The sequence below is a fragment of the Mucilaginibacter sp. genome, assembly GCF_041663085.1.
In the GTDB taxonomy this organism is placed as follows: Bacteria; Bacteroidota; Bacteroidia; order Sphingobacteriales; family Sphingobacteriaceae; genus Mucilaginibacter.
Genome location: NZ_JBAZRC010000039.1, coordinates 1 through 21,209, shown reverse-complemented (window position 1 = coordinate 21,209; position 21,209 = coordinate 1). Strand labels below are relative to the sequence as shown.

The 21,209-nt window shown below is 42.2% G+C and carries 16 protein-coding genes; 8 read left to right on the top strand and 8 right to left on the bottom strand.

All coding sequences use genetic code 11. From position 1 onward, the window contains the following. Positions 1-6: 6 nt before the first annotated feature. The 7 genes from WC615_RS09790 to WC615_RS09760 form a co-directional block, all read right to left on the bottom strand. Positions 7-3,426, bottom strand: a complete 3,420-nt coding sequence (locus tag WC615_RS09790; RefSeq protein WP_372977922.1) for a SusC/RagA family TonB-linked outer membrane protein — start codon at positions 3,424-3,426, stop codon at positions 7-9. Between the two features lie 10 nt (positions 3,427-3,436). Next, a complete protein-coding gene (locus WC615_RS09785) occupies positions 3,437-4,396 on the bottom strand; it encodes a FecR family protein (RefSeq protein WP_372977921.1) in 960 nt (319 codons plus the stop codon). 146 nt (positions 4,397-4,542) lie between these two features. Then, positions 4,543-6,033, bottom strand: coding sequence for a calcineurin-like phosphoesterase C-terminal domain-containing protein (locus WC615_RS09780; RefSeq protein ID WP_372977920.1), 1,491 nt, complete (start codon positions 6,031-6,033; stop codon positions 4,543-4,545). 70 nt (positions 6,034-6,103) lie between these two features. Then, the gene (locus WC615_RS09775; RefSeq protein ID WP_372977919.1) at positions 6,104-6,679 is read right to left on the bottom strand and encodes an RNA polymerase sigma factor; all 576 of its coding nucleotides are present in this window, start codon (positions 6,677-6,679) and stop codon (positions 6,104-6,106) included. Between the two features lie 683 nt (positions 6,680-7,362). Beyond that, on the bottom strand, positions 7,363-7,782 hold the full coding sequence (locus WC615_RS09770) for an OsmC family protein (RefSeq protein ID WP_372977918.1): 420 nt from the start codon (positions 7,780-7,782) through the stop codon (positions 7,363-7,365). Between the two features lie 52 nt (positions 7,783-7,834). Beyond that, a complete protein-coding gene (locus WC615_RS09765; protein WP_372977917.1) occupies positions 7,835-8,629 on the bottom strand; it encodes an alpha/beta fold hydrolase in 795 nt (264 codons plus the stop codon). A gap of 140 nt (positions 8,630-8,769) precedes the next feature. Then, on the bottom strand, positions 8,770-9,366 hold the full coding sequence (locus WC615_RS09760; protein WP_372977916.1) for a Crp/Fnr family transcriptional regulator: 597 nt from the start codon (positions 9,364-9,366) through the stop codon (positions 8,770-8,772). A 214-nt stretch (positions 9,367-9,580) separates the two neighbouring features. On the opposite strand from WC615_RS09760, the gene WC615_RS09755 reads away from it, so the two are divergent. Then, positions 9,581-10,408 (top strand): alpha/beta fold hydrolase, encoded by an 828-nt coding sequence (locus tag WC615_RS09755; protein ID WP_372977915.1) that lies wholly within the window; start codon positions 9,581-9,583, stop codon positions 10,406-10,408. A gap of 814 nt (positions 10,409-11,222) precedes the next feature. Beyond that, on the top strand, positions 11,223-12,221 hold the full coding sequence (locus tag WC615_RS09750) for an IS110 family transposase (protein WP_372977914.1): 999 nt from the start codon (positions 11,223-11,225) through the stop codon (positions 12,219-12,221). A 161-nt stretch (positions 12,222-12,382) separates the two neighbouring features. Here the strand turns inward: WC615_RS09750 and WC615_RS09745 are convergent, their stop codons facing one another. Further along, positions 12,383-14,128, bottom strand: a complete 1,746-nt coding sequence (locus WC615_RS09745) for a serine hydrolase domain-containing protein (protein ID WP_372977913.1) — start codon at positions 14,126-14,128, stop codon at positions 12,383-12,385. A gap of 46 nt (positions 14,129-14,174) precedes the next feature. Here WC615_RS09745 and WC615_RS09740 point away from each other — a divergent pair, with 46 nt between their 5' ends. The 6 genes from WC615_RS09740 to WC615_RS09715 form a co-directional block, all read left to right on the top strand. Then, positions 14,175-14,300: a hypothetical protein gene (locus WC615_RS09740; RefSeq protein WP_372977912.1), complete on the top strand. Its 126-nt coding sequence runs from the start codon at positions 14,175-14,177 to the stop codon at positions 14,298-14,300. A gap of 574 nt (positions 14,301-14,874) precedes the next feature. Continuing rightward, entirely contained in the window at positions 14,875-17,061 is a 2,187-nt protein-coding gene (locus tag WC615_RS09735; protein ID WP_372977911.1) for a TonB-dependent receptor domain-containing protein, read from the top strand. Between the two features lie 74 nt (positions 17,062-17,135). Further along, positions 17,136-17,819, top strand: a complete 684-nt coding sequence (locus tag WC615_RS09730; protein WP_372977910.1) for a response regulator transcription factor — start codon at positions 17,136-17,138, stop codon at positions 17,817-17,819. Then, the gene (locus WC615_RS09725; protein ID WP_372977909.1) at positions 17,816-19,183 is read left to right on the top strand and encodes a sensor histidine kinase; all 1,368 of its coding nucleotides are present in this window, start codon (positions 17,816-17,818) and stop codon (positions 19,181-19,183) included. Before WC615_RS09730 ends, WC615_RS09725 begins: the two co-directional genes overlap by 4 nt. A gap of 435 nt (positions 19,184-19,618) precedes the next feature. Beyond that, the gene (locus WC615_RS09720) at positions 19,619-20,230 is read left to right on the top strand and encodes a manganese efflux pump (protein ID WP_372977908.1); all 612 of its coding nucleotides are present in this window, start codon (positions 19,619-19,621) and stop codon (positions 20,228-20,230) included. After that, the coding region (locus WC615_RS09715) for an HAD-IC family P-type ATPase (RefSeq protein WP_372977907.1) at positions 20,227-21,209 on the top strand (983 nt) is incomplete at its 3' end. The genes WC615_RS09720 and WC615_RS09715, both read left to right, overlap by 4 nt.

The following is a 21,209-nucleotide window of genomic DNA, read 5'->3' as shown; positions in this document are numbered from 1 at the left end:
TATGGATTAAAAGCCTACAGTTAAGTTAAAACCGAAGGTGCGAGTTGACGGGAATTGCCCCAGTTCAAAGCCGCGTGCTATAGTTGATGTTCCCTGTGCGTTTAGCGTAAGCGTACCAAACTCCGGGTCGAAGGCGGGCCATTTAGTGATGGTGAACAGGTCGCGCCCGTATAACCCTATTGTTGCTTTTTGCAAGCCAAGCACGCTCAATACTTTTGGCGGCAAAGCGTAATCGAGCCTTGCCTCGCGCAGCTTTATAAAATCGGTTGAGTATGTTGTGCCTTCCACGTTATCGCGGCCAAAGTGGGCATTGTAGTAGGTATAAATACTTTCGGCCACCACATCGTTTTTGCGGTAAGTGCCGTCTGGGTTTCTAATCACCCCGTTACCAATGATACCATTGTATCGCCCGGGTACCGTATTTTCTGTTTTACCCTGTTCGCCAAGGATAGCGGCCGTAAGCGAGTAACCAACCGCGCCATACTGCGCATCAAACAAAAAACTTGCACTGAACTGTTTGTACCTAAACTGGTTACCTATGCTCATTTTCCATTTTGGGATAGCATTACCAATATATTTGGTACTATCGGTAAGTTTCGGGTATCCGTTTTCGTAGATGATCTGCCCGTCGGGTGCGCGCTGGTAACCGAGGCCGTATATTGCACCCATATTACCGCCAACCTGGGCAACTATTGCACCTCTGTTTGCCGGGCCTGTTTGCAGGGTTAAAGGCAATCCATCAGTTAGTGATACTATTTTATTGCTATTGGCCGAGAAAGTATAGGTAATATTCCAGTTTAATCCATTCTTGTTTTGGAGGGGTGCACCATTGGCCTGGATCTCGATACCCCTGTTTTCTACATCACCCGCATTGATAACCGCTTCGTTATAACCCGATGCCGGATCGAGGCCGTTGCGCAGGATTTGTGATTTTGTATGGCTTTTATACAAAGCGATATCAATACCTAAGCGGCTGTTAAAGAACCGCACATCGGCACCAACCTCGGCACTTGTAGTGCGCAAAGAACGCAGGTCGGGGTTGGTTACCAGCGTTGGGTTAACCAGCCCGCCCGGGAAAGTACTGTTTGGCAGGTAGTTGTAGGACGTCAGATACGGGTCTTGGCCGCCGCTGCCCACACTCGCGTAGGAACCGCGGACTTTTGCGTAAGAGATAAATTTTGGCAGCTGAAAGATCTCGGAAACAATGGCACTTAAATTTACTGACGGGTAAAAGAACGATACGTTTTTTATGGAGTTGGCCGATGCCAATACACCGTTCCAATCGTTACGGCCGGTGATATCCATAAACAGGTAGTCTTTAAAGCCCACGGTGGCCAGCCCATAAAAGCTGTTGATTTTGTACTTACTCCGGTACGGCAGTGCAACCAATACGCCAGCCTTATTTGCCAGAGTAAACACACCCGGGTAAAGTAAGGAATCCGCCCGCATCTCGTCGCGGTTGTAATTGTTGGTCAGCATGCTACCACCTACAGATACAGATGCGGTAAAATCTTTGCTTATTTTTCTATTGTAACGCAACAGGAAATCGCTGTTTATTTCCTGCGAGTAAATATCCTGCGTACGGTACATCCCTTTTCTAAATTTCTCGGTATCGTACGGGCGTTGCTGCGAGCGCTGGTCAAACGAGCTGGTTAAGGCAGTGCGCACCATCAGGCTCAGGTCTTTCGTAAAACTATAAGTAGCCTGGATATTACCCAACAGATCATTACGGTTTGATTTGTTAAGCATTTGGTTGGTGATCAGGTAAGGGTTATCCGGGAAACTGCTAAAAGGATAACTTTGCGCGATGTTCTCTTTGCCCGGCAACCAATAATCTTTTAACCAATCCAAGTTTCCATTAGGAACCCAAAACATGTTCCAATACATCAGCGACTGGTTATTGTAACCTGTGGATGGCAGGTTATCACTAGTTTTATTGGTATAGTTGATCTTGGCCGAAATCTGTAATTTATCGGTAACTTTTTGATCTGCAGATAAGGCTACCGAATTCCTGTCGTAACCCGTATTTGGTATGATCCAGGTATTGTGCACGTTGGTAGCCGAGAAACGTACTGAAGTTTTGTCGGTACCGCCGTCAAGCGTCACACTATTAGTAAACGTTTTTCCCGTCTCGAAAAAGCTTTTGCGGGCATCAGGGTAAGCTACCCATGGCGTACGGGTTGTTCCACCGGTATGAGTGACAGGATCGTATTGAAAATATGATTGACCGTCAAACTTTGGTCCCCAGGCAGAGCTGGTACTGCGTGTGCTTGCGCCATCTGACGTATTGCCAAACGAATAATAACTTTCGCCGGCAGCTCCCTGGCCATACTCATACTGGTAATCAGGCCAGCGCGAGATCTGTTCAATTGCGGTATTTGAGTTTAAGGTTACCCCTATCCCCTTTCGGATACGGCCTTTTTTTGTTGTAATAATGATAGCACCGTTTGCGCCACGCTGGCCGTATAATGCCGCTGCGCCAGGACCTTTTAATACCGTAACATCTTCAATATCCTCGGGGTTAAGATCGTTTAAACCACTGCCAAAATCTATCGGCGATTCGGCGTCGAGGTAGGCATTACTGCCGCTACCCGTTGCGCGACCGCCACCATGATTAATAACCACACCATCTACCACTATCAGCGCGTCGTTCTCACCTGTCAGGTTGCTTTCGCCACGCAAAATAATCTTGTTTGAACCTGCTGGTCCGCCGTTTGAACGGATAAGACTTAAGCCGGCAACTTTGCCAGAGAGTGCGTCCGTCCAGTTATTGGATAGGGCGTTTGTAAGCTGCTCGCCCTTTATTTTAGTTACAGCATAACCCAGGGCTTTTTCGTCCCGTTTTATACCTAAGGCGGTAACAACCACTTCGGTTAAGGCGTTGCTGGCAACAGACATTATAACCTTAGCATCTATAGTTGCTTTTGTGTAAACCAAAACCTGCGGCTGAAAACCGAGCATGGTAAAGGTTACATTTTTACCACTGCTAACTTTAATATTAAATTTACCATTGACATCTGTTATGCCGAGCAGGTGTTTCCCGGCATCTATAATGTTTACGCCAGCCAAGGGTTGGTTATCATCTGCTGAATAGGTAACACCGCTAATGTTGATCAAATCAAGCTTTTTGATAGCCAGGTTGGTGCCTATCGTTTTAATATCAACACCAGCCTGGTCTTCTACTCTTTTTAATAGCTCGTTCAGGCTGATGGAGGTCGACGACAGATCAACCGTCCGTGCGGTGTTCAGATCGGCATCATAGGATACCTTGTATTTGTAAACTGTTTGCAGGCGGTCAATAATACTGGCTATTGTTACTTTACTACCGGTGAAGGTCAGTTTCGTGTCCTGGGCTGCTGCCTTTAACGACAGCGCCCCGGTAACAAGTAAACAAAGCCATAATTTAAATATAAATTTATGATACATATTTGTTCAATTAATATAACAGGATAGTTTTTGGATCTGTGAATTTGTGCCTAGTGCCAGTTACAAAGCCAATACCGTCTAGCACTTTGGTTATGCCGTAATCTTTCATTTCACCGCTAAATGCCGGTTTTTTTAGGGCGGAAGGAGCTACCCGTATGTTGATATCGTAGTAACGGTGCAGCTTTTTTGCTATCTGTGTGGTTGTGCTGTTGGCAAAGTAAAACGTACCGGTTTGCAGCCCAACTGCATCCCTGATATCAACGGCACTTTTCACCATCTTTCGGCCGGTAAGTGAATAGCTGAGCTGTTCGCCCCCTTTAAGCATCGTGGTCAATCCGGCATCCGTAACTCCAACCAAACCGCTGCTTACCATCACCTCGGCATGATTACCTTTGCGGGCGTAAACATTAAAAGAGGTTCCCAGTACATTAACTTTTAAATTTGTTGATGTACTAACTAAAAACGGCTTTTTTACATCATGCTTAACATCAAAAAATGCTTCGCCAATTACGGTAAGTTCCCGCCTGGCGGTATTATAGTTTGCATTGATTTGGAGGGTTGAGTGTGGCGCCAGGTAAACTGTTGAGCCATCCGGTAATTTTACCATCCGGCGTTCGGTGGCTGTTTTTACAACTATGGCCTGCGTCTGTTTACTGTCATCATTTTTAAGCGTAAGCCAGCTAAAAAAACAGGCTAGTAAAACGGTAGCCGCGATTGCGGTCGAAGTATAAAATTTCTTGATGTTTGATTTTTGCAGAGGAGGGTTTTCAAGAATCCTGTCTAAGACCTTAACCCACTCGGTATGTATAACATCATCTTTTAAAGGTTCGGTAAGTTGCTTTTTCTTCAGCTGTAGTTGTTTAAGAATGATCTTATTCTCGGCACGTTCGTCAAGCCACAATTCAACTTCTGCCGTTTCATTATCGGAGGCTTCTTCATTGACATAACGCATTAATATTTCCCAATTCATTCGGTGATCTTTTTATAAAGAGTACCTGTCGCCCGTTTTCCACCAAAAGAAATTGTTAAGTGTTTATGAATAGTTTGTTAACAAGGGCGGCAAAAAACGAAGAGCTACCCCGGGAAGGGTTAGCTCTTCACAAATGATGCTCGTAATTACAATTGAATCTCCTGCGTGTAATGTTTGCCAAATCTATCGGTCGCAACAACTTTAACAGCTTTTGCCGATACCGACGGTTTGGCAAAAAACAAATGATCGGTTAGCGTTGGCTCGACAAACTTGTGCTTTTTTGGCAGCTGGTCGCCGGCGTACAACTCTACAGACCATGGGTCAAATTCTGTACGCTGCACCATATCACCTTTAAGGAGACCATCTTCAAACCATTGTACCTTCCATTGTTTGTCCCAGTTCCATACATTAACCGCCAACTCATCGGGGGCACTTTTTACATAGCCTTTAGGATAAATCTTCAACTGGTAATCTCTTGGTTTACCTGTTGATTTATAGAACCAGCTGAGATCATTACCCTTCACCTCATAAACCGCATACCCCTCAGGTGTGCCATCGCTGCAAATTGGCCCTGTCCACCAGGCGCCGCAGATGGTGCCGTGCACATGCTCCATCATGTTGCCACTTTCCCATTTCTCGTTCATGTGTGTATGGCCGGACATGATATGCACCTTATAAGATGACAGTATTTTGTACAGCTGTTCGCGGTTGGATACCACTCCGCCCAGTTCATCTTCCTTATCTTTATTGCGGCGTTTCGCCCCCGTGTTTGTAGGGATATGGGTGGACAGCACAACCGTACTGCCGTGAGGAACGTGTTTTAGATCCTGCTCCAGCCATTGCAATTGCGTTTCGGTAAGATAGCCAATGTAGCGTTTTGCCGCGCCGATGAAAAAAACATCATCGAGCATTACATAATGGATGCTCCCCCTGTTAAAGGAGTAATAGGTTGGCCCAAAATTATTTTTAAAGGTAGCTGCCGAATAGTCATCACTTCGGGCATCAAGATCCATATCGTGGTTGCCAATAACGTTAAAAAACGGCACACCGGTCATCCCAACGGCCTGCCGGTAATCGTCGTACAGTTCAAAATGATCCCAAACCAAATCGCCGCAACCAACAGCGTGTATCAGCGTCCCCGCCGGGTAGTTAGCTGCCAGCTCGCGCAGGTCGGGCGCCGAGCGGGCTATTAACGCGTCACCATCTTTTTTTGATATGATCTGCGGGTCGGCCCAAACCACAAACACATGGTCCTTATCGTCTTTTTCAAGCCTGTCTAATTGAAAATTCGCTGTGAAAGAACCTTGTTTGGTTTCAACTTCTTTATAAAACATAGCAATCCCGTTGTTATGCGGGATAGCATAACCGGCGGGGATCGTGATATAAATGAATTTAACCGTTTTATTACTTAATAACAGGTAATTGCCATTTTTGTCTGTAAGCGTAATGTTGAGGCCGTCGGTTACGGGTACATCGGCAATTCCCCGACCATTGCTTTGTACGGAGCCTTTTAGCGTGAGGTTGGTGATATCGGCATTGTCCTTTACAATAACGGGCGCCGAAGCAACTACGGCAGGCACAGTTAAGGCCACACCCGATATACCAAGCGCTTTAATAAAATCTCTTCTGTTAGACATATCTTTTAATAAATAGTATTGACGTTTATTGTGTGAGCAATTACCGTTACCTATTCACCAAAAGAAATTATTAAATAAATGTAAAGAATATGTTAATGAGCAACAGCCCGCTGGCTATCGTAGCTTTATCGTAATTACCGTTGTGCATGTAGTAGCCGAGCTGTTCAATTGCTTCGCGCATGTTGTATTCTACCTTTTTCTCAGTAATATCAAGGGTTTTGGCTATCTCATGGTTTTTAAATCCGCAAAGGCGCAACTGGATAATTTCCTTACGGGCAGCAGGTAATTTATTTATCAGAGCCTGCACAATCTTTATCGATTCTTTTGCCACTATGCGTTCAAACGGGTTAAAGGCATCCTCCTTAATATCCCAATATTCCTCTGAAAGGGAATCCGATGGGCTAAAATTTAAGGATTTAAGGGCGCCATTACGTGCGGAACGGAAAAGATAGGCTTTGATATTTTGGATCTGTAATTTATCCTTTTGCAGCCAAAGGTTTAAAAACATATCCGATAAGATATCCTTAGCATGGTCATCGTCTTTAACAATTGACTTTACATACCGAAACAACATTGAATAATGCGCTTTAAAAACAGCTTCAAACTGTTGCAGATCAAATGAAGGGGTTGTTATTACCGTTTCCATAGCCGGTGCAAATTTAACGGGCATTAAGTTTCCGGCGAAACTACGCAGGTTAAGTTTATATTAAATTTGCCTCCAGGACAAAAATCCGTTACCAACACATCATGATAACGAGATTAATATTGAATACCGAATTAAGGTCTGGTTTGTACCCAATTCTTGTGCGGTGTTTTAAATTATCTTTTTTGTCATCCAGGTACTGAAAAATCGATGTTTTTGTCATGATTATCCGTTTGGTTTTAATATGATTGATTCATTCCTTAAATCAGTGTTATCGTAAAGAAACTGCCTTACACGCGTGAATACCCAAATAATTTGGATATTTACGATGATTGCGCGGTCGCTGTTTAATATGCTCGACAGCATGGCTATACCTTGCTCGGTATGCGCATTACAGTAAATGGGAAACGTGTGGATCTGCCTGCCGGGCGCAAATGGTTTGAGACGAACAAAAAAAATCCTGCAAATCATTGATTTGCAGGATTTTAGAATCTTTTGGTATTGTTTTAAGTAGCCCCAAAGGGAAGCTTTTCGAACCCCTTTATTCAAGATTTTCGCTCGCTCGCTTCATAAACTCTTGGTTCGAGTCCAATTTGGGAACAAAACGTATATGCTTACTTATAAAAAAACTCACCGGATATTATCCGATGAGTTTCATGTAGCATGCTACCAGATGTTTCAGATTATTAGGCGTAAACAACGCTTAATGTAATTGGCACATTTAATACTTTGGAGACAATGCAATGCGCCTTTGCGCCTTCAGCAATTTCAGTAAATGTTGCTTCATCTACACCTTCAATTACACTGGCCTGTAAATCCAAATGAATACCTGTAATGCTTAATGCCTGCATATCAAGATCTACTGTTGCTGTAGTAAAAATGTCGCCTGCAGTGATATTGTGATGTGCTAATGTTGCGCTAAGGGCCATCGAAAAGCAACCTGCATGTGCAGCGGCGATCAATTCTTCAGGATTAGTGCCAATGCCATCGGCAAAGCGGGTTTTAAATGAATATTGTGTTTGATTAAGCACAGTGCTTTGTGTGCTGATTTCTCCTGTGCCTTCTTGTAAAGTACCGTTCCAATGTGCTTTTGCTATACGTTTCATGATTTTTTGATTTATGGGTTAAAGAATTTATTGTTTGATGTTTACTTATTTATTATTTTCTTTCTGCGATCAGGATTGCAGCCAGTTTATCCGGCATAGAAATGAATGGTGTGTGGCTGCTTGGCAGAGTATATACTTTAGCTACTTTACTGTTTTTTACCATATACTGTTGTGCAGGATAGCTGATCGCATGGTCATTAAGCGTATGGATATAGACTTTCTTAATGCTACCAAAATTTTTCTCAGTCAGGTGAACTGGTGTGGCAAGGGGTGCCAGCGGCTCTGGTTTAATGTTAGCAGCAATATAGTCCTGAACTTGCTGAGGTGCATCGGCGGCAAAAATATCGGCTACGGCATCTTTCGCGATGATCGCTGCACCGTGCTCCTGATCGATAGTGAGGGATTTGCCGATATGAGAAGCCGGATCCCCTTTTGCAAGTCCTAAAAGGCTGTCGCCATCATGCGGCAATGCTGCTGCAAGGAAGATCAGTTCTTTAACTTGTGCGGGAACTTCTTCAGCAACCTGACTGATCACCAGCCCGGCAAAACTATGGCCCACCAAAATTACATTAGTACGCGTGCCGATAGCTGCTCTTACCTGGTCAACATAAGTCTGAAAGGTGATACCGGCAAATGAGGTGGTATCTTTTCCGTGACCTGCAAGGTTAACATTGATCACCTCTTCGCCCTTGGCTTTTAACAAAGGGATCACTGCATCCCAGGAAGATGCATCAGACCAGGCTCCGTGAACAAGTACAATAGTTTTAGAATTTTTGTTGGTTGCTTTTTGGGCTTGAGCAGTAAAACCTAATACGCTCATTGCCATCATTATTATTGCTGTTTTCATGTTTGTTTAATGCCTAATTGTTTAGGACATGACAAACATCGGGCAATGCCTCTGCAATAAATTTAACCCAGGTTAAAATCGAAAAATCCTCTAAAAAAAGTATTTTAGAGGATTTCAGTAATCTGATGACAGGTTGAGTTTTACCTTCCAACCATTCTTTTACGAATCCGGCTCAATGACGGTCCCTGGATACCCAGGTAAGAGGCGATATGATAAAGTGGTACCGAATTAAAAATATTCGGATGTTTTTCCATCATTTCCCGGTAACGGTCTTCCGGGGTTTTAAACAAGAATCCTTCCGTATTAACCATAACCTCATGAAAAGCCGTTTCGGCGACAATCCTTCCAAACCGTTCCCACTGGTGTGATTGCCCATAAAGTTCATTCAGGTGATCGATATGTATATATAATATAACTGAATCAACCATCGCCTCTGTATAATAATCGCAGGCTGTCTGGCTTAAAAAGCTTTTATAAGATGCTACAAACTGGTGATCAGTAAAAAACAGCATATTCTTTTCTTCACCCGTATCGCTATTTACACGATAGATTCTAAACACTCCGGTGATAACAAACCCGAGGTGTTTACAAACATTTTTATATTCATTATAAAACTCACCTTTTTTATACTGTTTTAATTTCCAGTGAGGCAATGATAATTCAAATGCTTCCGGTTTCATACCGGCCGATCCTAAAATCGTTCGTAATAAATCTATTTCTGTTTTGTTCTCTGACATGCTATAAAAATATAAATTTTAATAATATCACACACGAAGACGCGCTGATCGTCAATAGCTATCATTATTACTGATTAATGGTTGTATTGGTTGCTTAATAGGACAGCTTGCTTTTACGGATTTACACTATTTTTCGATTTTAACCTGGGTTAAACTTATCCAAAGCGCATAATCGGATGTTTGTCATGTCCTAAACAATTAGGCATCTCAAATCATGAAAAAATATATATTAATCTTACTTTCTGTAGCTACTGCTACTATTATGTTTTCATCTTGTTCAAAAAAGAACGATGAAGTGAAACCGGTTGCTAAAAATTATGTACTGGTACACGGTGCATGGCAGGCTCCTTATGTATGGGACGCGGTAAAAGCCAAACTTATCAATGAAGGCAACAATGTGACCGTTGTAGAACTTCCGGGCCACGGCAGCGATAATACTGTTCCTTCAACATTAACCTTAAACACTTACAGAGACAAAGTGCTTGATGCTATGTCAAAGATAAACGGCAAAGTTATCCTGGTAGGCCATAGCTTGGGCGGTATGATCATTTCTGCTGTTGCCGAGCAAAATCCTTCAAAAATTGAAAAACTTGTCTATCTCGCAGCCTATCTGCCATCTTCAGGCCAATCCTTACTTGCTCTTGCTGGTACCGATGCCGGCTCAGCGCTTGGTGACTCAGTTAATAAAGTTCCCATACTTACGCAAAATGCTAACGGAACCCTTGATGTGCTACGCGACCAGATTGTGAATGTCTTTATCCAGGATGGATCTGCTCAGGTACAAAATCTTGTTTTACAAAATTACCGTCCTGAACCAGCAATTCCATTTACGAATCCGGTGAAATTGACCGCTGCTAATTTCGGTTCTGTTGAGAAAGTTTACATCAAAACCTTGCAAGATCACGTGGTATCGCCATCCTTGCAAAACCGCATGATTGCTACAGCCGGCGTAAAAACGATTTATCAACTAAATACCAGCCATTCCACATTTTTGGCCAAACCAGATTCAGTGGCAATATTGTTAACTAAAATAGGACATTAATTAGCTGGAAATTGAATAACCTAAATTGGTCAAAGAAACCCAATAAAAAGCCGCTCTACTTTCGTAGAGCGGCTTTGTAGCCCGTAGGGGAATCGAACACGATCAAAACCCAATTGACTTACAATACTTTATATGGTTGTCGATGTACTACGCACCGAATTACTAACCATTTTTTGATGCAGATTAATTACAAATCTTACGATATAAAGATACAAAATCCTTTAAAATATTCCAATTAAAATGAGATAGTTTTCTGATGGAAATGCAGATAACTAAAAGTGAGTTTACCACCTTGCAAGCTTATACACACACCATTCCTTATTCACCACGTAAGCAACCAAAAGCGGGAGCCGAGTAAAAAGTCAAGGCCCTTTAGATTAGCGGAGTGAAATCATTAATCAAAAGCTTGCTATTGTTGTGGTGTGGGAATGTGGTAAACTCATTAGAGTTTTCCATATTTCCACACCTTTTTCTTTTTGCTTCTTTTTCTTTTTGATCAACAATCTTTTGTGGATAAAGTTAACGTGATGAACTTAATGGCAAGGAACAGGGTGAACCATGTCAAGGCCCAGGCTAAAGACCTATGGCCCGTATTAGTCCCAGTTCAGGTCATTAGGTTCACCGTGTAAATATTAAGGAACAACTAACTTGTTGACAAAGAATGGGGTGAACCAAGTCAAGGCCCAGGTTAACGACCTATGCTTCGTATTAGTCCCTATTCCTAGTCGCAAGTCGATGTCAATGACAAATTAGAATTTTAGACATAAGGTCTTATAAAGGTTTTAGTCCGAGTACATCAATTAATCTATTCAACATGAAATACAACACGTTTATTGGTGTGGATGTATCAAAGCTTACTATTGATGCCCACTTACATTTAATCAATGTCTCAAAGACGTTTAGCAACAATGAAAAGGGTTTTGCATCCCTTTTGGCATGGGTGAAAAAACATGGTAAAGTTTCTGATCTCACAAAAGCCATAATAGCCTTTGAACATACAGGCATGTATTCTATCAAATTGGCTATGTATCTTAACGAAGTAAATGTCTCTTTTGCCATGCTTCCTGCACTTCAAATCAAGCAATCCATTGGGATCAGGAGAGGTAAAAGTGATCAGGTAGATGCGCAAAGAATTGCGGAATATGCCTGGCTGCACCGGGAAACGTTGCAAGCAACTATATTGCCAGCCAAAGGGATTTTGAGGCTTCAATCATTGCTTACGCTAAGAGATCGCCTGGTACGAGATCGTGGAGGCTTTGAGGCAACATGGAAGGAGCAAAATAAGGCATTGGATGAAAAGGAGTATAAGGGAATGTTTCAAATCTATAAATCCCTCATCCAGAATTTAACGCTGCAAATTAAGAAGCTTGAAAGTCAGATTAAAGCAGTTATAGACAGCGATGAAAAAATCAAAGTAAATTACCAATTACTTATCAGCATCAAATGTGTAGGACCTGTTTTAGCCGCTAATATGATCGCTTGCACCCATAATTTCACCCGATTTACCAATTGGCGCAAATTTGCTTGTTACGTAGGCACAGCACCTTTTGAGCATCAATCCGGTACCAGTATAAAAGGAAAAACACGGGTCAGCAGCTTATCGAACCGGCAAATAAAAAAATTGATACATTTGGTAGCTATATGCGCTTGCGCATATAATCCGGAGTTGAAAGTCTATTATAAAAGAAGGGTGAGTGAAGGGAAAAACAAAATGAGCACAATCAATATCATCCGGAATAAGCTTATTGCCAGAATGTTTGCAGTAGTTAACAGGGGAACTACCTACGTGGATCTGATGAAATATGCAGCTTAGTGCTTTTCATCTTAACTCTTAAACACCTCTTCTTATTTTGGTCGGGTTCCGTCAAGGGCAGCGAAGCGCAGGCCCGTGGGCGGAGCTGTTTATATTACCCTTGACGGGTTCCGGGCAAAATAAAAATTTTGTGAAGAGAGAAGATGAAAACAATGAAATTATTATTTCATAGCCTTTAGAGCTTTGAGTAATTCAATTCCCAGTGAATCGCCTGTGGTAGCATTGTTAGTCAACACAACCACTGTTAGTTGTTTTTGGGGGTCAATACAAATCATAGAACGGTAACCGCCTGTTCCACCGCTGTGCTGTAAGACATTTTTATCGTCGGCTAAGTAATGCCACCCTAACCCAACTATATTTGTGCCATCATTAAAAGTAACCTGGTGCGTTAATTTTAAAGCTGGATTTAAGGATTGCCCTGGAATAAGCAATTGGAGTTTGCTGTAAGCTAATAGGTCAAACGCAGAACTTTTTAAAGCACCAGCCCCCTCCATTGCAAGAAATTTCCAAGGTGGTACCGGCAAATTTTGTTCGTTATACCCTTGAGCAATCGTATTTAAATTATTCACTAAGAAACCGGTTTCAGTTAGTCTTAGAGGGCCGGTAATATATTGTTTAATTAGCTCTTGATAATCTTTGTGATAAATTCGTTCCAGCAAGACGGCCAACAAGCCTGCACCAAAATTACTGTAAGCGTATTTTGTGCCGGGCGGGCTAGTGATTTTACAATGTTTTATGTAGGAAAACATTTCATTAACGTCATAATTGGCATAGGGCTGTTTGACATCTTTAACGCTTGCCCCCAAATTATCAGGAAGTCTTGGCAAGCCTGATGTATGATTTGCTAATTGTTCAAATGTAATGCCTTTTAAAGCACTGTTTAAAGCAACAGAATCCGGTAGAAATTTAACAATCGTTGTCGCCAAACTAACTTTCCCCTGTTGCACCGCTATAGCGAGCAATGTTGAGGTAAACGTTTTGGTTATTGATCCTATATCATATATCGTATGAAGCGTTGGAACCTGTTTGTTCCCGACTTGCGTTTCTCCATAATTGTAAAAATGTTCTTTGCCGTCACAGTAAACACCTGCACTTAATCCGACATTTCCGTTTGTTTGAATATAAGCAGAAACAACTTTGTCAACTGCACTATCCAGTTTGGATTTTAATTCGTTATCAGTCGCTACTTTAGCTGTTTTGACAGCACTTTCTTTGTAAGGTTGCAAGGCAAGTGCATTAAATTTACCTTTATCATCTAACCCAATAATAAATTGATAGGGTAACATCTTATACTTATTCACTCCATTTTCACTACCTACAAAAGTAGCCTCTGGCAGCGGTGTCAATGGGAAGAGCCCATTTTCTGCGATACCTTTCCATTTTTGTGCGTCAATTTGGTTCTTAAAGCTTTCCCCTGCAAAAAGATAAATACTGTCGGCTTGTTTACCGTTAATGAATGACAATATCTTCTTTGCTAAGGTGTCCGTCTTGCGTTCTGTCTCGGTCATTGCTGATGGTTTTACCTCTTCGGTATAGGGAACAAAAGAGAAGTTATTTAATTTATTTTGCTTATCAAGGCTTACGTAATACGTAAGTGCGGTTTTTCCTACTAATTTATATTTGTTAATCGAATCTTTACTGCTGATAAAGATGACCTTAGAAAAGGGCAAGAAACCGCTCAACTGCCTATAGGCGCTATTCCACATAGGGGCGGATATGTTGTGTTTGAAATGATCCCCTGCCTGATTATATACGCTATCCGGCAGACCTGCATTCAAATAATAGATAGCCAACCGTGCTGCTTTGTCTATTTTTAGCTCTAAAGGAGTGGTCTGTGCCTTTACACTAACAGCAAATGAGAAAAACAGAACTTGAATTACGATTAACAGGTGAGATGTTTTTAACATGTAAAATAAGTAAAGATTACTATAAACATAATAATATTAACTTATTATGATGAAAATATTTGCAAAAGCCTTAGAATACGGGCAAGCCGCTGAAAAACAAACACAATTGCCCGCTTGTATAGCCTTGACTTTTTATCCCGGCGGTAGCTATCTTCGCTGTACTGGTGAATGAGGAATATAATCAAGCGGCGGCCAAGAGCAAATCTGTTATGAGCGCAGCGAATTTCAGTTTTGCTGTGCAAAGGCGCGGCTGGCGGCGGAATGAAGCCCGGAGCGAAGCGTGTGGCATAATGCAGCAGTCCTGCCGAAAGCCGACGGCAATAATGAGTAAGCAATTTTCTCCCACTCAAAGTATTTGATAACTTTAAGGCGTGAAATTGCTCTGCCTGATATTCTCCTTTTATGTACTATTACTTTCTGCAAAGCCATGCTGCTCGGATAATGACTGTCAAGGTGAAATATCCGGTAAAAAAGAATTAGCGGGTAAAACATCGTCCAGGCATACCGAATGTCCAGGCTGTTCGCCTTTTTTCACTTGCGGCTCTTGTGTGGGCTTTATTTTAACTAAGCCACTAACCATTACCTTGCCCCTCATTTCAGAAAGTTATTTCAAACTTTACTACGTTTATCAGCAACCGCATTTAGAAAAAGTTGCCCTTTCTATTTGGCTGCCTCCCAAAATAAGTTAATACATTATTACAGCCAAAAGGCTGAATTTCAGGTTTAACTTTAATCAAATTCTTATAATGAAAAAAATAACTGTGCTTATTATAGCACTGCTTTATACTGCTATAGCTTATTCTCAAAATACATTTAAGACAATTATTAAGGATGCCAAAACAAGCGAGGTGCTTATCGGCGCAACCGCATCACTTCAAGGGACAGCAGTTGGTGCCTCATCGGATACCGCAGGTTTGATAATCCTAACTAAAATACCAAATGGAAAACAGGTCATTAAATTCAGCTATGTAGGTTATGAAAACCGGCTGGATACATTAACCTTCCCATTAGTGGAAAACGGCCCTATACTCGTCCTATTGCAGCCAGTCGGTAAAGGCGATGGCGAGGAACTGGATGCAGTTGTCATCAGCACGACGCGCAGTAGCCGTACCATAGCCAATACGCCTACCCGTGTGGAAGTGATCTCCGGTGATGAGTTGGATGAAAAGGGTGATATGAAGCCCGGCGATATACGAATGATGCTGGCCGAAAGTACCGGCATACAAACCCAGCAAACCTCCGCCACCAGCGGCAACTCCAGTATCCGCATACAAGGGCTTGACGGAAAATACACGCAGATCATCCGCGATGGTTTCCCGCTTTATTCCGGGTTCTCGGGTGGGTTAGGCTTATTGCAGATCGCGCCATTGGATCTAAAACAGGTAGAAGTAATCAAAGGCTCGTCCTCTACCTTATATGGCGGTGGAGCGATTGCAGGCCTGGTCAACCTCGTATCCAAAACACCGACCGATGAACGTCACCTGGACTTCCTGTTAAACGGTACCTCGGCATTGGGATTGGATGCCAGCGGCTTTTATTCGCAGAAATTTAAAAAGGTTGGCATCACTTTATATGGCGGTTATGACCACGGCACACCTTATGATCCGGCAGGTATAGGGTTATCTGCTATCCCGCGGTTTAACCGTTATACGTTAAACCCAAAACTGTTCTTTTACCTTAATGACCGCACGACCTTAATAACCGGCATCAATTCTACTGGTGAAAACCGTATAGGTGGCGATATGCAATACCTGGAAGGTAATGGTGATGCGCAGCATTCTTATTATGAGCTGAATAAAACAGGCCGATACAGTTCGCAACTGGAACTCGATCACAAGCTAAACAATAAAGAAAAGCTGACCTTTAAAAACAGTGTCAGCTACTTCGACCGGAGCATCAGCCTGCCGGATTATCGTTTTTCGGGTGTACAGGTTTCCAGTTATAGCGAGGCAAACTATTCCTATACCGGTGAAAAAACAGACTGGGTAGCGGGTATCAACTACTTGACGGATAATTTTAAAGAAGAAAGAAACAGCAGTTTCCCTTTACGCAGCTATAATTACCAAACTATTGGGGGCTTTGTCCAAAACACCTGGAATGTAACTGATCAGTTTATAGTAGAATCCGGGCTACGTGGCGATTATCATAATGCATACGGTTTTTTCCTATTGCCGCGTATTTCCGCTTTGTATAAGATCAATGCACATTTTTCGACACGCTTAGGCGGCGGCCTGGGTTATAAGGCACCCACCGTGTTTACCGAAGATGCAGAACGTATCGAGTTCAGGAATGTATTGCCTCTTGACGTAGCCAATACCAGAGCGGAACGATCCTATGGCGCCAATTACGATATTAATTACCACACCGGCTTGTTTGGCGACCAGGTTAGCTTCAGTGTCAATCAGCTTTTCTTTTATACCAGGATAGACAACCCGATACTGCTCACTCAACTTGGCAACGGCAATTTGCAATACCTGCAGCCCGGTGGCGACTTGAATACTAAGGGAATGGAAACCAATGTTAAATTAACTTATGGTAATTTTAAACTGTTCCTGGGCTATACGCTGGCAGATGTTACCCAGCATACCAATAGCATAAGCGGCGTTTATCCCTTAGTTTCCAAAAACCGGCTGAACAATGTACTGGTTTACGAGGTTGAGGATAAATTCAAGATCGGTGCCGAGGCCTATTATTTTAGCCCGCAGCAACTCAATGACGGTTCGACAGGCAGGGGTTACTGGCTGGCAGGTTTAATGGCCGAAAAGATGTGGGAACGGTTTTCGCTGTTTGTTAATTTTGAGAATTTGACGGATACCCGGCAAACGAAGTTTGGGCCGATATACACCGGCAGTATTACTGACCCGGTATTTAAGGATATTTATGCCCCACTGGATGGTTTTGTCGTAAATGGCGGGATTAAATTCAAACTTTGAAAACTCTGTGTTTAATGACTTTATATATTACAAATAATTAATTGTCTTACCTTGCATAAGGTTATCCATAAATCGTGAAAATACTGATCATAGAAGATGAAGCACGCATAGCTTTGCTGGTAAAGCAAGGCCTTGAAGAACAGGGACACACTGCCGTTGTGGCCTATGACGGGATGACCGGCAGGAAGCTGGCATTACAACAGGAATATGATCTGGTGATCTCAGATATTATTTTGCCGCAACTGAACGGGATTGATCTGTGCAAGGAAATCCGTTCAACAAAACCCGATCTTCCAATTATTCTGCTTACCGCTTTAGGATCGACAGATGATAAAGTGGAAGGCTTTGATGCAGGGGCGGATGATTACCTGGTGAAACCCTTTGATTTCCGGGAATTATTGGTGCGTATCAGGGCAGTAATGAACCGTAAGAGCGGAAAACCTGTAATTCAAACGGTTGTTTTAAAATATGCCGACCTGGAGTTAAATAACCAAACAAAAACAGTAAGCCGTTCGGGTAAAGCGATCAGTCTTACGCCGAAAGAGCTGAAACTGCTGGAATACATGATGCAAAACAGCGAACGGGTTTTATCCCGTATAGAGATCGCTGAAAAAGTCTGGGATACCCATTTTGATACCGGCACCAATTTTATTGATGTGTATATTAATTATCTCCGGAAAAAGATAGATAAAGATTTTACGAATAAACTTATCCATACCAAACCGGGCCTTGGATTTATTTTTGCAGCAGAAAAATGACGATACGTAACCGGCTTACCTTTCTTTTTACTGGAATCATAGCGGCACTATTACTCGCTTTCGCTTTGGTTGTTTATTTCTCTTTTTCAGAAAACAGGGAAACGGAATATTACAGTTCCTTACGCCACACTGCGATCATCAAAGCTAACCTATTACTGGATGCCAAAATCCAACCGGGGGTTTTGCAACTGATATATAAACACTCCCCTAACTCTTTTTTCCAAGAGGAAGTAGCTATTTATGATACTTCTTTCCATTTACTATATCACGACGCTGTTGAAATTGATAAAGTAAAGGAAACTAAACAGATGATAGATGAGATTGTAGCTAAAAAACAAATTAAATTTTACCAGGGTGAAATGCAGGCAGTGGGTATTCTTTATCATCATAATAATAAAGATTATGTGATTACCTCCGCCGCAAATGACCAATATGGTTATGCCAAACTTCGTAATTTAAAATACACGCTCATCATTGCCTTTTTTGTCGCTATTATCTTTATTTATATCGCCGGGCACATTTTTTCCGCTAAAGCGCTCAAACCTGTTTCTGATTTGGTTGATGAGGTGGAAGAAATTACAGCCACTAATCTTGATCTGCGGATCAAGGAGGGAAACGGTAAAGATGAAATTGCAGAGCTGGCCGTTACCTTCAATGCGATGCTAAACCGGCTGGAAAAATCCTTTGATGCACAAAAGGAATTTGTATCCAATATTTCGCATGAGCTCAGAACACCAATCACGGCAATGCTCACAGAGTTGCAGGTAACCGTAGAAAAAGAAAGAAGCAATGAATACTATAAAGATGCTATACACCACGCGATCAGTGATACACAAAAGCTGGTTCGTTTATCGAACAGCTTATTGGATCTGGCAAAAGCAAATTATGACCATACGGAGATTGCATTTAAAGAGTTGCGGCTGGATGAATTGATATTAGATGCCCGGAATGATGCCTTACATGATCAGCCCGGCTATAAAATCAATATTGTATTTGAAGCCGAAATTGAAGATGATGACTTTATCTCTGTTTTGGGAAATGAGTATTTATTAAAAGTTGCGTTCATCAACCTGATGGAAAATGGCTGTAAATTTTCAAAGGATAAGGAAGCAGCGGTTGCTATTACTTATTTTAAGGATAAAGCTATTTTACGTTTTCAGGATCACGGGATCGGCATGGATGAAAATGAGGTGCCTCACATCTTTGAAGCCTTTTTCCGGGGAGCTAATCAAAAATTCGTAAGCGGAAACGGCATAGGACTATCCCTTACCAAAAAAATTATCGATCTGCATAAGGGAACGATTAGCGTAACTTCACAAAAAAATGAGGGAACCACATTTACGGTTGAACTTCCGCACGTATAGGGAAACTTACCCGTTCCAGCTTTTGATCATCTGCTTTTCTAATGACTTTCTAATAAGATTCTAAGAGGTTTCTAACGGCTCAATCATTGGGGGCGTTTTACCTTTGCAAAACATTTAAGAAAAGAAATTAATAACAATATTAATCATCATGGATACAGGTCCGAGTAGAATCAATCATTTATTATTCACCTCCCGTTAAGCAAGACCGCACTCTTTTAGGCAGTCCTGCCAGGACGGGACAACATTAATGTCATGCGTAAAAGAGAAAAAAATCCTACCGTTTTAACTACCTTCAATACCCCCATTTATTTAATCCCCCGAAATAAGCAAAAGCCTGTTAAGGCCATTGCTACTGCTGCCGGGGTTTTTAGCTTTTCGCTTTCCTGTGTTTTATTGCCTCCAACTGAATGATGAACAACCGGACAGCCTATAACCATGACCATGATCTGTAACATAGCCCTGATATTGATCGCTGCGGGAGTAGCGGCGGATAACCTCGTACTTGCTTTTGTGAGCGGTAACGGTATGGCTGTGTTCAAATTAGCACGCAGGGAAGAACCCAAATCAACCGCCCGGTCGCCGCATTGGCTGTTGATACTGGCATTGCTTTTTATCCTGCAGAATATGGTGCTTTTCTATGGTAAGTGGTTTGGCCTGTTTACCAAAGGGATGTTGAAAGGCGAAGAACAATTGATCGCTATCGGCTTACTATTTTCTATGGGCATCCGGATGTTGCAGGAACTAAAACTCAAAAACAGCGCGGCGAAAGAGATTTTGTTTAGTACCCGGCACTTTTTAGAAATAGGGTTAGGCACATCCATCTATGTATTTGCTTTCGGGTGCGCCCTGAGCTGGCTCGACCTGGATCATCGGGTCATTATACTTGCCTTGCTTTCCTTAATCATTCTTTTTTTGACAACGGGCACCCTGTTAGGGAAATATCACTTCGAAAAAACATTTAAATACCTGAATAAAATATCGGCATTCCTGGTGATGGCAGGAAGCATCCTTTTAATTATTGAACTACTTAAAAATAACATCAAATGACTATTGCAGAAACCACCAGGAAATTTAAAATTACCAATAACGGCTCCGTATCCGGGTTTGATGAGGCTGCTGTTATGAAACTCCGCAGAGTTGCTAAGGAAGATAATCATTCCTTTTATACCACGATGGAAAGTAATGAACAGGGATTAAGTAAGACCAGTGTGGAAGAGAAGAAAAGGCAATTTGGCTTAAATGAAATACAGCATGAAAAGGCACCGGCCTGGTATGTGCAGTTGTTTCAGGCATTTCTAAATCCTTTCATTGCCGTACTGATCATATTGGCTTCCGTTTCTTTTGTTATGGATGTTTTGATGGCTTCACCCGGTGAACGGGATTATAAAACGGTAATTGTTGTAGGGGTTATGGTGATGTTAAGCTCGTTACTGCGTTTTTGGCAGGAATATACCAGTAACCGCGCTGCTGAGGAACTGAAAAGCATGGTCAAAACTACCGCAACGGTTATACGCCAGGATAAGGGAAGATTCGAGATCAATATTATAGACCTTGTTCCCGGCGATATTGTTTTTTTAAGTGCCGGTGATATGATCCCGGCGGACTGTCGGATTATACAATCAAAGGACTTGTTTGTGAGCCAGGCCATGCTTACAGGCGAATCGTTACCCTTAGAAAAAAGGGAACTGCATATTGCTGACGCTGATCAAAAATCACCTTTGGAACTGGAAAACATTTGCTTTATGGGTACGAATGTGGTGAGCGGTACTGTAAATGCTATTGTGGTGACTACCGGTAACCTGACCTATTTTGGCACAATCGGTAAAGCCATCACCGGAAAGCGCAACGAAACCAGTTTTGACAAAGGGGTCAACAAAGTAAGCTGGCTGCTCATCCGCTTTATGCTGGTGATGGTTCCCCTGGTTTTTCTGATCAATGGGCTAACCAAACACAACTGGTTTGAAGCCTTAATGTTTGCTATTTCTGTAGCCGTTGGCTTAACCCCTGAAATGTTGCCGATGATCGT

Coding starts and splice junctions, on each gene's coding strand:
- WC615_RS09775 (WP_372977919.1), bottom strand. CDS start 6,679: ATGGAAACGGTAATAACAACCCCTTCATTTGATCTGCAACAGTTTGAA.
- WC615_RS09790 (WP_372977922.1), bottom strand. CDS start 3,426: ATGTATCATAAATTTATATTTAAATTATGGCTTTGTTTACTTGTTACC.
- WC615_RS09750 (WP_372977914.1), top strand. CDS start 11,223: ATGAAATACAACACGTTTATTGGTGTGGATGTATCAAAGCTTACTATT.
- WC615_RS09755 (WP_372977915.1), top strand. CDS start 9,581: ATGAAAAAATATATATTAATCTTACTTTCTGTAGCTACTGCTACTATT.
- WC615_RS09785 (WP_372977921.1), bottom strand. CDS start 4,396: ATGAATTGGGAAATATTAATGCGTTATGTCAATGAAGAAGCCTCCGAT.
- WC615_RS09760 (WP_372977916.1), bottom strand. CDS start 9,366: ATGTCAGAGAACAAAACAGAAATAGATTTATTACGAACGATTTTAGGA.
- WC615_RS09770 (WP_372977918.1), bottom strand. CDS start 7,782: ATGAAACGTATAGCAAAAGCACATTGGAACGGTACTTTACAAGAAGGC.
- WC615_RS09725 (WP_372977909.1), top strand. CDS start 17,816: ATGACGATACGTAACCGGCTTACCTTTCTTTTTACTGGAATCATAGCG.
- WC615_RS09740 (WP_372977912.1), top strand. CDS start 14,175: ATGATGAAAATATTTGCAAAAGCCTTAGAATACGGGCAAGCCGCTGAA.
- WC615_RS09780 (WP_372977920.1), bottom strand. CDS start 6,033: ATGTCTAACAGAAGAGATTTTATTAAAGCGCTTGGTATATCGGGTGTG.
- WC615_RS09735 (WP_372977911.1), top strand. CDS start 14,875: ATGAAAAAAATAACTGTGCTTATTATAGCACTGCTTTATACTGCTATA.
- WC615_RS09745 (WP_372977913.1), bottom strand. CDS start 14,128: ATGTTAAAAACATCTCACCTGTTAATCGTAATTCAAGTTCTGTTTTTC.
- WC615_RS09720 (WP_372977908.1), top strand. CDS start 19,619: ATGACCATGATCTGTAACATAGCCCTGATATTGATCGCTGCGGGAGTA.
- WC615_RS09765 (WP_372977917.1), bottom strand. CDS start 8,629: ATGAAAACAGCAATAATAATGATGGCAATGAGCGTATTAGGTTTTACT.